The following is a 12926-nucleotide window of genomic DNA, read 5'->3' on the forward strand; positions in this document are numbered from 1 at the left end:
GATCGATTTGAAATCAAACTGAAGGGTCGCGGATTCGTGGGCCGCTGCATTCGGTCCGTGCCGAACGCCGCAAACCCGGGTCGGGGTCAGGGGGGAGAAATGTCGAGGCCGATAGTAGCGGGAATGCCGGCCGCAAACCTTAAGCGTTCTTCAGAATCGGACGATGTTTGAGATCGCTCAATTACAATCGGTTGCCTTGCACGCACAGTCGGGCTCGTACAATCGCATACACCTGCACGCGAATCGACCATGCGACTCCTCCTTGTTGAAGACGACGACCTGATCGGCAGCGGCCTCGAGGTCAGCCTGAGCCAGGCCGGCTATCACGTCGACTGGCTGCGCGACGGCCACGCGGCCGCCGCGGCGCTCGCGACGACGCGCTTCGCGCTCGTCGTGCTCGATCTCGGCCTGCCCGGCAAATCGGGAACGGAACTGCTGCGTGCGTTGCGCGATGCGGGCGATACGGTCCCCGTGCTGGTTCTGACCGCGCGCGGCACCGTCGCCGACCGCGTGCGCGGCCTCGACGACGGCGCGGACGACTATCTCGCGAAACCGTTCGAACTGTCCGAGGTGCTCGCCCGCTGTCGCGCGCTCGTGCGCCGCTCGCAGGGCCGCGCCGGCGACGAGATCGTATGGCGCGACATCACGATCGACCTGACCGCTCACACGGTGACACGCGATGCATCGCGCATCGCGCTCACCGCACGCGAATGGGCGATCCTGGTTCAGCTCGTCAGCCACCCGGGCAGCCCCCAGTCGCGCGCGCGTCTCGAGGACGGCCTGTACGGCTGGCAGGAAGGCATCGAAAGCAATGCGATCGAGGTCCATATCTCGAACCTGCGCAAGAAGCTCGGCGCGGAATTGATCCGCACCGTCCGGGGTATCGGCTACGTCGTCGACGCGCCATGATCTCGCGGTCGATACGACGCCGCGTGTCGGCGATGGCGCTCGGCTGCGTCATCGTCGTGTGGATCGTCGCCGTGTTCGGCAGCTTCCGGCACGCCACGCGCGAGATCGGCGAATGGGAAGACGCGCGCCTCGTCGAGTATGCGTCGCTGCTCGTCGGTCTGTCGCCGGCCGACCTCGCCCGCCTCGCCCGCTTTCCGCCCGACGCGCGTGTCGAACTGGCGCTCGGCGAATCAAGATCGGGCTCCGACAACGACGGCGATCGCCTGCCGCGCGACATGCTGTTCGAGGTGCGCGACGCGCAGAACCACGTCGTCGCATCGAACCTGCCGGCCGACGCCGCCGGCCTGCCCGATGCACGCGAACCGCGCGGCGCCCCTCGGACGATCGTCATCGGCGACACGCAATGGCGCACGCATACGCTGCGCGACAACCCGTCGGGGCGATGGATACGCGTGATGGAAACGCTCAACACGCGCAGCGACCTGGCGACCGGCATCGCACGCGGCATCGTGTTGCCGCTGATCGTCGCGCTCCCGGTGCTGGCGCTCCTCCTCTGGTACCTGATCGGACGCAGTCTCGCGCCGTTGAAGACGCTGTCGACGCTGATCGGCGCACGCGATGCGCGATCGCTCGAACCGCTCGGCATCGCCACCGTGCCGGAGGAAGTGCGCACGCTGGTCGACGCGATCGACCGACTGCTGGCGAGGCTGCGGCAATCGATCGTGCGCGAGCGCGCGTTCACGTCCGACGCGGCGCACGAACTCAAGACGCCGCTGGCCGCGATCAAGGTTCAGGCCCAGGTCGCGATCGCGACCGACGATCCTGCGCGCAAGCAGCTGGCGATGCAGCGCGTCGTGCAAGGCGTCGACCGCAGCGCGCGTCTCGCCGAACAGTTGCTGCTGCTCGCGCGGCTCGACGAATACGAACGCATTCCGACGCGCGCCGTCGTCGTCCGCGAACTCGTCGACGCCGCCGTCGATCGCCATCTCGCGAAGGCATCGGACAAGACCATCGACATCGTGACCGGGGATGTATCCGAACGCGCGATCGATGCCGATCCGATCCTGATCGGCATCCTGCTCGACAATCTCGTCGACAACGCGATCAAGTACGGCCGCCGCGGTGGCCGCATCGAGCTCGGCGTGCACGACGATGGCGCGCTGCAACGCATCGTCGTGCGCGACGACGGGCCAGGCGTCGCTCCCGGCGAACACGAACGGCTCGGCGATCGCTTCTATCGCGGCAGCGGTACGCAATCGCCCGGCAGCGGGCTCGGGCTGTCGATCGTCACGCGCATCGCGCAATACTTCGGCGGCACGGTGCAGTTCGAGCCCGGCATCGGCGGCCAAGGCCTTGGCGTCGTGGTCGCGCTGCCGTCGGCGAACGCGGCCGGATCGATGCCGCACAGTGCGCCGGCCGGCGAACACGACGATCGATCGCGCGCGATGCCGGGTGCTTAACGTTTCGTTAAGGATTCGCCCGTAGAATTCGCCGATATAAACGATTCCCGCCATTCGTCAGGAGTTTTCATGCCCACGCCCGCCCGATATGACGCAGTTGCACGCTTTCTTCACTGGCTGATCGTGACGCTGGTCGTCGCGCAATATGCGATCGGCTGGACGATGCCCGAAGTGCATCGCGATACGCAACCGATCGGCCTGATCGCCGCGCACCTGATCGTGGGTACCGCGTTGCTCGCGGCAATGGCTTGCCGCGTGCTGTGGCGCGCGACGCATCGTCCGCCCGCGAGCGACCTGCCGCCCGCGATGCGCGCGCTGTCCGGCGTGACGCATTTCGCGCTCTACGCGCTGCTGATCGCGGTGCCGCTGCTCGGCTGGATCAACGCATCGTCGCGCGCCTGGGCCGTCACGCTGGTCGGTGTCGTCCCGTTGCCGGCGCTGTCGGCGGTCGGCTCCGGATTCGGTCATGCGATGGGCGACGTGCACGGCATCCTTGCATGGGTACTGTTTGCCGGCATTTGCCTGCACGTGGCAGCCGCGCTGGCGCACCGCTTCGTGCTGCGCGATCAGGTCGCGCAACGCATGATGCCGTGGTGATCGTCGCGCCCCTGTTTCAGCACACCATCCCATTGCCGGCATGAACCGGATTGTTCCGGTTCGCGACATCGCCTGCCCTCCTGTTCATCGCGCGATCAACCTGCCGACCCATCGGGACCGGTTGAAGAGATGATCGCGACGCCGCGCGAAGCGGCGTGCGATGAGCGGCATGGCGGCAGGCGCCCTTCGGCCACGTCGAGCGGCGCGCAGCGCACGCGGATTACCGTACCGCGAACACGACAGCCAGAAGCCACACGCGTACATATCGACACCTAGTTGCTGATCTGAGCCGGCATACCGGGGGCCGGCGCATGCATGGCGGCAGCCGCCTGCCGGGCCCGATCCTGCTCGGCGAGCTTCGCTTCCGCGGCCTGGATGTCCGCCGGATACTCGCCGTCGTCTCCCTTCGCCGGGTCATATCCGGCCGCTTCCAGACGCATCAGCTCGTCACGAACCTGCGCGCGCGTCAGCGGCGCGGCTGATTGCGCGAATGCCGACTGACCGACGATCATTCCGATCATCATCAGTACTGCGATATATGTTTTCATCATCAACTCCTTCAATGTTCCGTATCGATCAACCGTTGTGAATGCCGAACCTGCGGATGCAGGCCGGTTTGTCAGCTTCCGAAATAGATCGTGCAGAAGCTCGCCGGGCCGACGCACGCGGCCGGACGCTGGCGCGGCGACATCGCCGCCGGTTTTCCTGCTTCGGATGAAACGGCCGGATCGCTGCCGACCGCCGTGCTGGACTGACGCTGCGGCATCTGTTCGACCTGCCGCTGGAAGAGCGGGCTCACGTCCGGATACGACGTATCGGTCACGAAGCGCAGCCCGTTGTTTTCGGCGTCGATCAGTTCCTGCCTGACCTGCGCACGCGTGAGCGCCTGTGCCGACGCTTGCGTCGCGACACCCGCGAGAGAAATTGCCGCCACGGTGGCAGCCACCAGCCAATGCTTGTTCATGTTCCACTCCTTCAGAAGTCAACGAGACGATGTGCTACACCCGTATGACGACGGAAGGCGTTCGTTTATTCCCGCGCTTCGCAGTTCGAACCATGCGGCCTCCCGGCTTCCCGGGCCGCTCGGGCCGGACATTCATCGAACTGTCATTCTTTCGTCAGCCGGCGTAACCTGACGTAACGCAGCGCCCGCCGCGCTTCGGGCAGACTGACGCCACCTCATACGGATCGCCCATCGATCGACCATGTCCGCCGCTTACGACTATGCAGCCGGCCTGCTCCGCACGCTGTACGACCGCCATATCGACGGCGGCGCGGTGCTCGATACGGCCGCGTTCCCGGACGCCGAGCGTTTCATGCGTGCGTGGCCGGCCATCCGCGCGGAAGCGCTCGCGGTGGCGCGCGACATGCCGCGCATCCCGCGCTTCCACGAAATCATGCGCGAGCAGTACGACATCTCGGCCAACGATGCGCGCGACTGGCGGATGTTCATCATGCAGGCGTACGGCCAGCCGTTCTCGCGCAACCTGTCGCGCTGCCCGACCGTGGCGTCGATCGTCGCGGCGTCGCCGGACGTGCTGTCCGCATCGCTGTCGTTCCTCGCGCCGGGCAAGCACATTCCGCCGCACCGCGGGCCGTTTCGCGGCATCCTGCGCGGCTACCTCGTGCTGTCGATGCCGAAGCGCGCGGACGGCACGCCGGCCGCCGTGCTGAAAGTGGATGGCCGCGAATACCGGCTCGACGAAGGCCGCTTCCTGCTGTGGGACGACACGTTCATGCACGAGGCATGGAACGACAGTGATGAAGTGCGGATCGTGCTGCTGCTCGATATCCGCCGGCGCGGGATGCCGCGTTTGCTCACGTGGCTGTCGAATGCGGTGATCGGCGTCGTGCGGCTCGGGATTCGGGTGCGGGGGCGGTCGATTCCGGTTTAGCGGCACACGGCCGGCGCACGCCGGACCAGCAGCACCCATGCGACGCCATCCTGACTTTCAGCTTCCATCGGATCGCCTAAACTACAAACCGTCCCTTTCGCGCGGCTCCTGCCAGCCACTGCCATGGCGCATATCTTCTTCGCCGCTTCGATCCAGCGGCACGTCGAAACACCCGAGCGCGAGATCGATGCACACACGCTCGGCGAAGCATTCGACACCGTTTTCAGCGAGCAGCCGCGACTGCGCGGCTACATCGTCGACGACCAGGGTGCACTGCGCAAACATCTCTCGGTATTCATCGACGGCCAGCCAGTGCGCGACCGGCAACGGCTGTCCGATGCGCTCGGCGACTCCAGTCGGGTTTATGTCGTGCAGGCGCTGACGGGCGGATAAAGGGACAGCCCCAAGTCAGGCCATCAGGAGACACCAACATGAACGATCGCTTGCTCGTCGCCACCCGCAAGGGCCTGTTCGTTCTGCAGCCCGACGGCAGCGGCGGCTGGACGCTCGGCGAACCGCATTTCGTCGGCGAACCGGTCAACATGGCACTCGCCGATCCACGCGACGGAACGCTGTACGCCGCGCTCAACCTCGGCCATTTCGGCGTGAAGCTGCACCGAAGGCGGGCCGGCGCCGCCGACTGGGAAGAATGCGCAGTCCCCGTTTATCCACCGCAGCCTGCTGAAGAACCGCCCGCCAGCGCCGGCGCGCATTCAAGCACGGGCGACGCGGACGACGAGCCCCCCGCCCCGCCAAAGCCGCCCTGGACGCTTCAGCAGATCTGGTCGCTCGAAGCCGGCGGCACCGACGAGCCGGGCGTACTGTGGGCCGGCACGATACCCGGCGGGCTGTTCCGCTCCGACGATTACGGCGACTCGTGGGTGCTCAACCGCCCGCTGTGGGATCGCCCGGAACGCGCCGAGTGGGGCGGCGGCGGGTACGACGCGCCGGGCATCCATTCGGTGATGGTCGATCCGCGCGACAGCCGGCACGTGACGGTCGGCATCTCGTGCGGCGGCGTCTGGCAGACCATCGACGGCGGCGCGACCTGGCGCGTGACCGCCGACGGCATGGAAGCCGACTACATGCCGCCCGAGCGGCGCGGCGAGCCGAACGTGCAGGACCCGCACCGCGTCGTGCAGTGCGCGGCCAACCCGGACGTGCTGTGGACGCAGCATCACTGCGCGATCTTCCGCTCGACCGACGGTGCCGAACACTGGCGGCGCATCGAGGCGCAGCCTTCGAGCTTCGGCTTCGCGGTCGCCGTGCATCCGGACGAACCGGACACGGCGTGGTTCGTGCCGGCCGTAAAGGACGCATGCCGGATTCCGGTGAACGGCCGGTTCGTCGTCACGCGCACGCGCGACGGCGGCCGCAGTTTCGAGAGCCTGTCGAACGGGTTGCCGGCTGCGCCCGCGTACGACCTCGTGTATCGGCACGGGCTCGCGGTGGACGATTCCGGCACGCGCCTCGCGATGGCGTCGACGACCGGCGGGTTATGGACGTCCGGCGACGGCGGTGACAACTGGCAGATGGTGTCCGCGCATTTGCCGCCGGTGTATTGCGTCAGGTTCGGGTGACGGTGGGCGGCGGGCAACCGAAGCCCGACACGTCCGGGTTTCCGGTCACTCGCGGAATCGCGCGTCGATAGGCTCGTCGGCGCAGCGGTCGCCCGGCGCCATCCGCGCCACCGCCGCGCGCGTGTGCGCGATTTCCGCTTCGAGCCAGTCGAGAAACCGCCTGACCTGCGGCTCGCGTTCCCGCCCGGGCCGGCACAGCGCGACGAAGCGCGCACCGTCGAGCCGCACCGACGGCTCGATCGGCATCAACGCGCCGCGCTCGACGTGCTCGGCCACCAGCACCGAACTCAACAACGCGACGCCCTGCCCGAGCAACACGGCCTGCAGCGCGTATTGCTCGTCGTCGTAATGCCTGAACACCGCGCGTTCGAGCCACGCGTCGCGACTGGCCGCGCGACACCACGACGCCCAGTCGATCGACACGGGCAGCGGCGTATCCCACACGGTCTCGATCAAGTCGAGACGCTCGTCCGAACGATGCGCATCGAACCCGGCAGCCGCATACGCACCGAAATACTCGTCGATCAGCGCGATCTCGTGCAGCGCCGGGAACGTGCGCGACGTCGCGCGAATCGCGAGATCGATCCGCGCGTCGCGTTCGAGATCGGCGAGCGCGTTGCCGGTTTCGACCTTGATGTTCAACTGCGGATCGACGCGGCGGAACCGGCCCAGGCGCGGAATCAGCCACATCGCTGCAAATGCGGGCGTGGTGGTCAGCACGAGCGTGCGCTCGTCGGCCGCTTCGGGCCGCACCGCATCGAGCCCGCGGCTCAGCGCAAGCAATGCATCGTGACTCGCGCGAAACAGCCGCTCGCCCTCCGCCGTGAGCCGCACGCCGCTCGCGCCGCGCTCGAACAGCAGCACGCCGAGCCGGCTTTCGAGCGACTTGATCTGGTGCGACACGGCGGCCGGCGTCACGGACAGTTCGTCCGCGGCGGCCTTGAACGTGCCGAGCCGCGCCGACGACTCGAATACACGCAATGCGGTCAGGGGAATTTTCGAGAACACGGGGCCTCGCGGGCCGGATGCGGCCGGGTTGAATTCGATTCAATCGGGGTGAGATTAGGTGAATTGAAGCAGGCGTGCAACGCGAATAGCCTTGCGGAACGTCGCGGCACGGTGCCGCGGCGGTTGCCGTCGAACCGGAGAAACCACGTGCAAGGCCTACCGCGCAGGATCACGCAGGCGGTGCTCTACGAAGCGATCGCCATCTCCTGCATCTCGCCCGTAATCGCGGCGATCTTCAAGCAGGACCTCGTCTATTCGGGTGCGCTGTCGGCGACGATGTCGGCGATCGCGCTGCTGTGGAACATGATCTTCAACGCGCTGTTCGAGCGCTGGGAAGCGTCGCGCCGGCAGCCGACGCGCACGCTCCGGCGGCGGATCCTGCACGCCACCGGATTCGAAGGCGGGCTGATCTTCATGCTCGTGCCCGTGGTGTCGTGGTGGCTCGACATCTCGTGGTTCGACGCGTTCGTCGTCGATATCGGGCTGTTCGCGTTCTTCTTCTGCTACGCGTTCGTATTCCAGTGGGCGTTCGATCGCGTGTTCGACGTGCCGGCGGCGACGAAGGGATTGTGACCTTCGTCCTCGCGCGCTGCTTCGCCACACCAAAAGCAACGCGGCCCGCCCGCACGATGCGGGAGGGCCGCGCTTCATCACGCCGGCGCGCCGCCTTCAGCAGGCGCGCCAGCCACGTCGACGCTCAATGCACGCCGAGATACGCCTTCACCGCCGGCAGCCCCGGCTTCCCGTCGAGCGTCGTCACGCCCGCGAGCCACTTGTCGAGCGCCTGCGGGTTCGCCTTCAGCCACGCGGCCGCCGCCTTGTTCGGGTCTTCCTTGTTCATGATCGGCATCATCACGTGATTCTCGATCGTCGTCGTGAACTGCAGGTTCGACACGAACTTCGCGACGTTCGGGCAGCGCTGCGCGTAGTCGGGCGGCGTTGCCGTCAGCACCTTCGCCTCGCCGTAGTTCGGGCCGAACACGTCGTCGCCGCCGCTCAGGTAGTCGATCTTCATCTGCACGTTCATCGGATGCGGTTCCCAGCCGAGGAACACGATCCACTGCTTGTCGCGGATCGCGCGGTTCACCTCGACCAGCATCCCGGCCTCGCTCGACTCGACCATCTTGAACTTGCCGAGGCCGAACTGGTTGCCGTCGATCATCTTCTTGATCAGCAGGTTGCCGTCGTTGCCCGGCTCGATCCCGTAGATCTTGCCGTTCAGCTTGTCCGCGTACTTCTGGATGTCCGCGAACGACTTCAGGCCGCCCTGGTACACGTAGTCGGGCACCGCGAGCGTGTATTTAGCGCCGGTCAGGTTCGGCGTCGAGAGCACCTTGATCGTGCCGGCCTTCGTGAACGGCTGGATGATCGGGTCCATCGTCGGCGACCAGTAGCCGAGGAACACGTCGATCTGCTTGCTCTTGATCCCGGCAAACGTGATCGGCACCGATGCGATCGTCTTCGTCGGGCTGTAGCCGAGCCCCTGCAGCATCGTCGATGCGAGGCCCGTGGTCGCCGCGATGTCGGACCAGCCGACATCCGCGAAGCGCACGTTCTTGCATACGGGCGGATCGGCCGCATAAACGGCCGACATCGGCGCGGTTATTCCGATCCCGCACACCGCTGCGATCAATAGGCGCTTCATCTTTCTTCTCCTCAAAGTGATGTCGTTTGCATGAATGCGGGATCTCTTATTGAAACCGCGCGCCGCGATCCCGGCGACGTCGCGGGCCGTACAAACTGTCAGCGCCCCGGCAACCTGCGCTCGTAGCTCGGCGCATGGCCGAACTGCGCGCGGTACGCCTTGCTGAAATGACACGGCGAATGAAAACCGCAGACCGTCGTCACGCGCGCGATCGACGCATCGGTCGTGCGCAGCAGATCGCGAGCACGTTTCAGGCGCAGCGTCAGGTAATAGTGGGTCGGCGACACGTTCAGGTACACCTTGAACATCCGCTGCAGGTGCCGCTGCGACAACCGTACGAGCCGCGCGAGTTCCTCGAGCGACAGCGGCTCCTCGATGTTAGCCTCCATCAGCCGCACGACCTCGATCAGCTCCGCACGCGAGAAGCCGACGCGCGCATCGACGGGAATCGGCTGCGTGTCGGTCGAGCTGCGGATGCGCTCCAGGATGAACTGCTCCGACACCTGCGCGGCGAGCTGCTGGCCGAACCGCATGCCGACGAGGTTCAGCATCAGGTCGAGCGGCGCGGTGCCGCCCGTGCAGGTCAGCCGGTCGCGATCGACGACGAACAGCTCATCGGCGAAGCCGACCTGCGGAAACTCGGAATGCAGCGCGGACAGGTTCTCCCAGTGCACGGTGCAGCGATAGCCGTCGAGCAGCCCGCTCGACATCAGCGCATACGCGCCCGTGCAGATGCCGCCGAGCGGCAGCCCGCGCTCGGCGAGCGCCGCGAGCGTATCGCGCGCGCCCTCGTCGACCACGTCGCGGATGCGGATGCCGCCGCACACGATCATCACGTCGGGCAGGTTCGTATAGTCGAGCGCCTGCGTGGGCCGTACCGCAATGCCGTTGCTGGCATGCGCGGGGAAACCGTCGAGCGAGTAGATCGACCACTTGTAATGATCGGCGCGCCCGACGTAGTTCGCCATCCGAAGCACCTCGACCGCGCTCGAAAACGCGATCATCGAGAAGTTCGGCAGCGTCAGGAAGCCGAAATGGGCGAGGGACGAAACCGGTGAAACGCAGGCGGCGGGCGCGACAGCGGCGGCGGACGTCACATCGGACTCCTGTCGAACAGGTTACGAGCGGCCAGCCCCGCGGCAAACGCCGCGGAAGCGGTTATCGAATCAGGGAAGGCGGCCGGAAGACGGGCCGGCCGCCGGTCAATCAGGCTTGCGCGGGTGTGGCCTTCGCGCGAAAAAGCTGCTTGAGGCCCGAGAACAGCGGCGATTTCACGGTGCCGGGTGCACGGCCGAAGCTTTCGGTGATGCGGTCGAGAATGATCGCGAGCAGCACGACCGACAGACCGCTTTCGAAACCGAGGCCGATGTCGAGGCGCTGGATACTCGCGAGCACGTCGTTGCCGAGACCGCCCGCGCCGACCATCGACGCGATGATCACCATCGACAGCGCCATCATGATCGTCTGGTTCACGCCCTGCATGATCGACGGCAGCGCATTCGGGAACTGCACCTTGTACAGCAGTTGCCACGGCGTGCAGCCGAATGCCTGGCCGGCTTCGACGATCTCGCGGTTCACGTGGCGGATGCCGAGGCTCGTCAGGCGCACCGCAGGCGGCATCGCGAAGATCACCGTCGACAGAATCCCCGGCACGCGGCCGAGACCGAACAGCATCGCGGCCGGAATCAGGTAGACGAATGCGGGCATCGTCTGCATCAGGTCGAGGATAGGACGCACGATCGCGGCGACCCACTTGCTCTTCGCGGCCCAGATGCCGAGCGGGATGCCGAGCACGAGGCTGATGATCGTCGACGACAGCGTGAGGCCGAGCGTGATGACCGTCTGGTCCCAGAAGCCCGTCGCGAAGATCAGCAGCAGCGACGCGGTCGTGAACAGCGCGAAACGCCAGCCCACCCGCCATAGCCCGACGCCGATGAAGATCGCCATCATCAGCCACATCGGGATCGCTTGCAGGCCGTGTTCGACGAGCGCCGCGAGGCCCTCGATCGCCTGGCCGATCGCGTCGAATGTCTTGGCGTCATGGTCGAGCAGGTAGTGAACGGACTGGTCGACCCAGGTACCGAGCGGAATCATTTCAGACATGGGAACCTCGCGAACGCGTGATGGCTTTCAGGATGAGTGCGCGGTCGACCGAGCCGCAGTAGCAGCCGTCGTCGTCGACGACGGGCAGTGCGTTCGGGCTCGCCACCACGCGGGCGACAACGTGATCGAGCGTCGCGTCGCGGCGAATGCTTTCGATCGGACGGACGGACGGCGACGCATCGCCGATCGCGTCGCGCGTGACGAAGCCGCGGATCTTGCGTTGGCCGTCGAGCACGAACGCGTATTCGTCGCTGCCGTTCAGCGCCGCCGCGACGTTCGCGGCATCGCACTTCGACATGGTCGGCACGGCACCCGTCTGCATCAGGTCGCCGGCGGTCAGGTAGCGGCTCGTGTCGATGCCGTCGAAGAACGCGCGCACGTAGTCGTCGGCCGGGTTCGCGATGATGTCCTGCGGCGTGCCGACCTGCACGAGCCGGCCGCCTTCCATGATCGCGATGCGGCTGCCGATGCGCAGCGCTTCCTCGAGATCGTGCGACACGAACATGATCGTGCGGCGCTGCTCCTTCTGGAGCTGCAGCAGCACGTCCTGCATCTCCCTGCGCTTGAGCGGATCGAGCGCGGAGAACGCCTCGTCCATGATCATCAGCGACGGGTTCACGGCCAGCGCACGCGCGAGGCCGACACGCTGCTGCATGCCGCCCGACAGCTCGGACGGCAGCTTGTGCGAGAACGGCGCGAGGCCGACCTGCTCGAGCACTTCCATCGCACGGCGCTCGCGTTCCTTCTTGCCGACGCCCGCGACCTCGAGGCCGAACGCGGCGTTCGACACCACGGTGCGTTGCGGCATCAGCGCGAACGACTGGAACACCATGCTCATGTCCTTGCGGCGCAGCGCGGTGAGCGCCGAGCGGCGTGCCGACGCGACGTCGAGCCCGTCGATCAGCACCTTGCCGGCGCTCGGATCGACCAGCCGGTTCACGAGGCGGATCAGCGTGGATTTGCCGGAGCCGGACAGGCCCATCAGCACGAAAATTTCGCCTTCCTGCACATCGAAGGAGACGTTGTGTACGCCGACGACCTGACCGGTGCGCTTGAGCACTTCGTCCTTCGTCGCGCCGGCGGCGAGCATGTCGAGCGCCTGCTTCGGGTTGTTTCCAAACACCTTGCACAGACCTTCGACTACGACCTTGGGGGCATCCATCGAAACCTTCTCCTCGTGTAGCGGGGACTCACGCGAGTCATAGCGTGCCTACATAGTTGCTAGAAAAAACCCCGGCCTGCCGACGAATTACGACAAACGCTTGCGCAAATACGACACGGCCTCCAGCCCCGCCAGGTGGGCCGCGGCACGCGGCGCCCCCCGATTGCGGCAGCGCAATACGCGCACACCCAATAACGACGGGCATCGCACGCGGAGCTTGTGCGCAGCAGCGCGGCGCGAATCGCATGTTTTTTCGCGCCAATCCGCATCGGGCGCGCGTCGTTTTGCGACAATTTCACGTCCGATCAGCCGGCGTCGCGACTGTCGTCAGATCAATGCATCCCGGCGGCCGTCTCGCCGTGCCTGTCGGCCCCCGCAAAAAGCATGACCGTACAGAAAAAACCGTGCCGCGCGATCGTCATCAACGAAGATCAGGCACGCATCGGGGCCTCTCCGCAACCCAGAAAATCCCGCATGCCCGCTGTGATACATTGCCGGCAAACACGCCGATCGCGCTGTTGCCGCGCGCCTTGCGCACGACGATCCGCCAACGGCGCGCATGCCGGT

Annotated in this window: 13 protein-coding genes and 1 pseudogene; 7 read left to right on the forward strand and 7 right to left on the reverse strand. The window is 66.4% G+C overall.

The annotated features are described in order from the left end of the window. Positions 1–249 precede the first annotated feature (249 nt). The 3 genes from MRS60_RS24205 to MRS60_RS24215 all read left to right on the forward strand — a co-directional run bounded on the left by MRS60_RS24205 (position 250) and on the right by MRS60_RS24215 (position 2966). A complete protein-coding gene (locus MRS60_RS24205; RefSeq protein WP_034180826.1) occupies positions 250–909 on the forward strand; it encodes a response regulator in 660 nt (219 codons plus the stop codon). Beyond that, the gene (locus MRS60_RS24210; protein ID WP_243565669.1) at positions 906–2369 is read left to right on the forward strand and encodes an ATP-binding protein; all 1464 of its coding nucleotides are present in this window, start codon (positions 906–908) and stop codon (positions 2367–2369) included. Before MRS60_RS24205 ends, MRS60_RS24210 begins: the two co-directional genes overlap by 4 nt. A 69-nt stretch (positions 2370–2438) precedes the next feature. Beyond that, positions 2439–2966, forward strand: coding sequence for a cytochrome b (locus MRS60_RS24215; RefSeq protein ID WP_034180827.1), 528 nt, complete (start codon positions 2439–2441; stop codon positions 2964–2966). A gap of 272 nt (positions 2967–3238) precedes the next feature. Here MRS60_RS24215 and MRS60_RS24220 read toward each other — a convergent pair whose 3' ends face one another. Both MRS60_RS24220 and MRS60_RS24225 read right to left on the reverse strand, forming a co-directional pair. After that, positions 3239–3514 (reverse strand): DUF4148 domain-containing protein, encoded by a 276-nt coding sequence (locus MRS60_RS24220; RefSeq protein WP_243566870.1) that lies wholly within the window; start codon positions 3512–3514, stop codon positions 3239–3241. A 71-nt stretch (positions 3515–3585) separates the two neighbouring features. Further along, on the reverse strand, positions 3586–3930 hold the full coding sequence (locus tag MRS60_RS24225) for a DUF4148 domain-containing protein (RefSeq protein WP_105390281.1): 345 nt from the start codon (positions 3928–3930) through the stop codon (positions 3586–3588). 241 nt (positions 3931–4171) lie between these two features. Between MRS60_RS24225 and MRS60_RS24230 the strand changes: the two genes are divergently transcribed. The 3 genes from MRS60_RS24230 to MRS60_RS24240 all read left to right on the forward strand — a co-directional run bounded on the left by MRS60_RS24230 (position 4172) and on the right by MRS60_RS24240 (position 6441). Next, positions 4172–4861, forward strand: a complete 690-nt coding sequence (locus MRS60_RS24230; RefSeq protein WP_243565670.1) for an aspartyl/asparaginyl beta-hydroxylase domain-containing protein — start codon at positions 4172–4174, stop codon at positions 4859–4861. A 123-nt stretch (positions 4862–4984) separates the two neighbouring features. Then, entirely contained in the window at positions 4985–5254 is a 270-nt protein-coding gene (locus tag MRS60_RS24235; RefSeq protein WP_034180830.1) for a MoaD/ThiS family protein, read from the forward strand. A 38-nt stretch (positions 5255–5292) separates the two neighbouring features. Beyond that, on the forward strand, positions 5293–6441 hold the full coding sequence (locus MRS60_RS24240) for a WD40/YVTN/BNR-like repeat-containing protein (RefSeq protein ID WP_243565671.1): 1149 nt from the start codon (positions 5293–5295) through the stop codon (positions 6439–6441). A gap of 45 nt (positions 6442–6486) precedes the next feature. Here the strand turns inward: MRS60_RS24240 and MRS60_RS24245 are convergent, their stop codons facing one another. Beyond that, the gene (locus MRS60_RS24245) at positions 6487–7449 is read right to left on the reverse strand and encodes a LysR substrate-binding domain-containing protein (protein ID WP_243565672.1); all 963 of its coding nucleotides are present in this window, start codon (positions 7447–7449) and stop codon (positions 6487–6489) included. Between the two features lie 147 nt (positions 7450–7596). Between MRS60_RS24245 and MRS60_RS24250 the strand changes: the two genes are divergently transcribed. Then, on the forward strand, positions 7597–8022 hold the full coding sequence (locus MRS60_RS24250) for a PACE efflux transporter (protein WP_243565673.1): 426 nt from the start codon (positions 7597–7599) through the stop codon (positions 8020–8022). Positions 8023–8146: 124 nt separating this feature from the next. Here the strand turns inward: MRS60_RS24250 and MRS60_RS24255 are convergent, their stop codons facing one another. The 4 genes and pseudogenes from MRS60_RS24255 to MRS60_RS24270 all read right to left on the reverse strand — a co-directional run. Continuing rightward, on the reverse strand, positions 8147–9094 hold the full coding sequence (locus MRS60_RS24255) for a choline ABC transporter substrate-binding protein (protein ID WP_034180834.1): 948 nt from the start codon (positions 9092–9094) through the stop codon (positions 8147–8149). Positions 9095–9192: 98 nt separating this feature from the next. Continuing rightward, a complete protein-coding gene (locus tag MRS60_RS24260) occupies positions 9193–10191 on the reverse strand; it encodes a GlxA family transcriptional regulator (protein WP_034180835.1) in 999 nt (332 codons plus the stop codon). Between the two features lie 109 nt (positions 10192–10300). Next, a complete protein-coding gene (gene choW / locus MRS60_RS24265; RefSeq protein WP_034180836.1) occupies positions 10301–11197 on the reverse strand; it encodes a choline ABC transporter permease subunit in 897 nt (298 codons plus the stop codon). Next, positions 11190–12647, reverse strand: a pseudogene (locus MRS60_RS24270) (quaternary amine ABC transporter ATP-binding protein); the annotation flags it as partial. The pseudogene MRS60_RS24270 and the gene choW, both read right to left, overlap by 8 nt. Between the last annotated feature and the right edge of the window lie 279 nt (positions 12648–12926).

Source organism: Burkholderia pyrrocinia (genome assembly GCF_022809715.1).
GTDB lineage: Bacteria > Pseudomonadota > Gammaproteobacteria > Burkholderiales > Burkholderiaceae > Burkholderia > Burkholderia pyrrocinia_C.

Excerpts from the sequence above, each read along its gene's own strand:
- MRS60_RS24220 (WP_243566870.1), bottom strand. The coding sequence starts at position 3,514 with ATGAAAACATATATCGCAGTACTGATGATGATCGGAATGATCGTCGGT.
- choW (WP_034180836.1), bottom strand. The coding sequence starts at position 11,197 with ATGTCTGAAATGATTCCGCTCGGTACCTGGGTCGACCAGTCCGTTCAC.
- MRS60_RS24230 (WP_243565670.1), top strand. The coding sequence starts at position 4,172 with ATGTCCGCCGCTTACGACTATGCAGCCGGCCTGCTCCGCACGCTGTAC.
- MRS60_RS24255 (WP_034180834.1), bottom strand. The coding sequence starts at position 9,094 with ATGAAGCGCCTATTGATCGCAGCGGTGTGCGGGATCGGAATAACCGCG.
- MRS60_RS24225 (WP_105390281.1), bottom strand. The coding sequence starts at position 3,930 with ATGAACAAGCATTGGCTGGTGGCTGCCACCGTGGCGGCAATTTCTCTC.
- MRS60_RS24215 (WP_034180827.1), top strand. The coding sequence starts at position 2,439 with ATGCCCACGCCCGCCCGATATGACGCAGTTGCACGCTTTCTTCACTGG.
- MRS60_RS24210 (WP_243565669.1), top strand. The coding sequence starts at position 906 with ATGATCTCGCGGTCGATACGACGCCGCGTGTCGGCGATGGCGCTCGGC.
- MRS60_RS24235 (WP_034180830.1), top strand. The coding sequence starts at position 4,985 with ATGGCGCATATCTTCTTCGCCGCTTCGATCCAGCGGCACGTCGAAACA.
- MRS60_RS24240 (WP_243565671.1), top strand. The coding sequence starts at position 5,293 with ATGAACGATCGCTTGCTCGTCGCCACCCGCAAGGGCCTGTTCGTTCTG.
- MRS60_RS24205 (WP_034180826.1), top strand. The coding sequence starts at position 250 with ATGCGACTCCTCCTTGTTGAAGACGACGACCTGATCGGCAGCGGCCTC.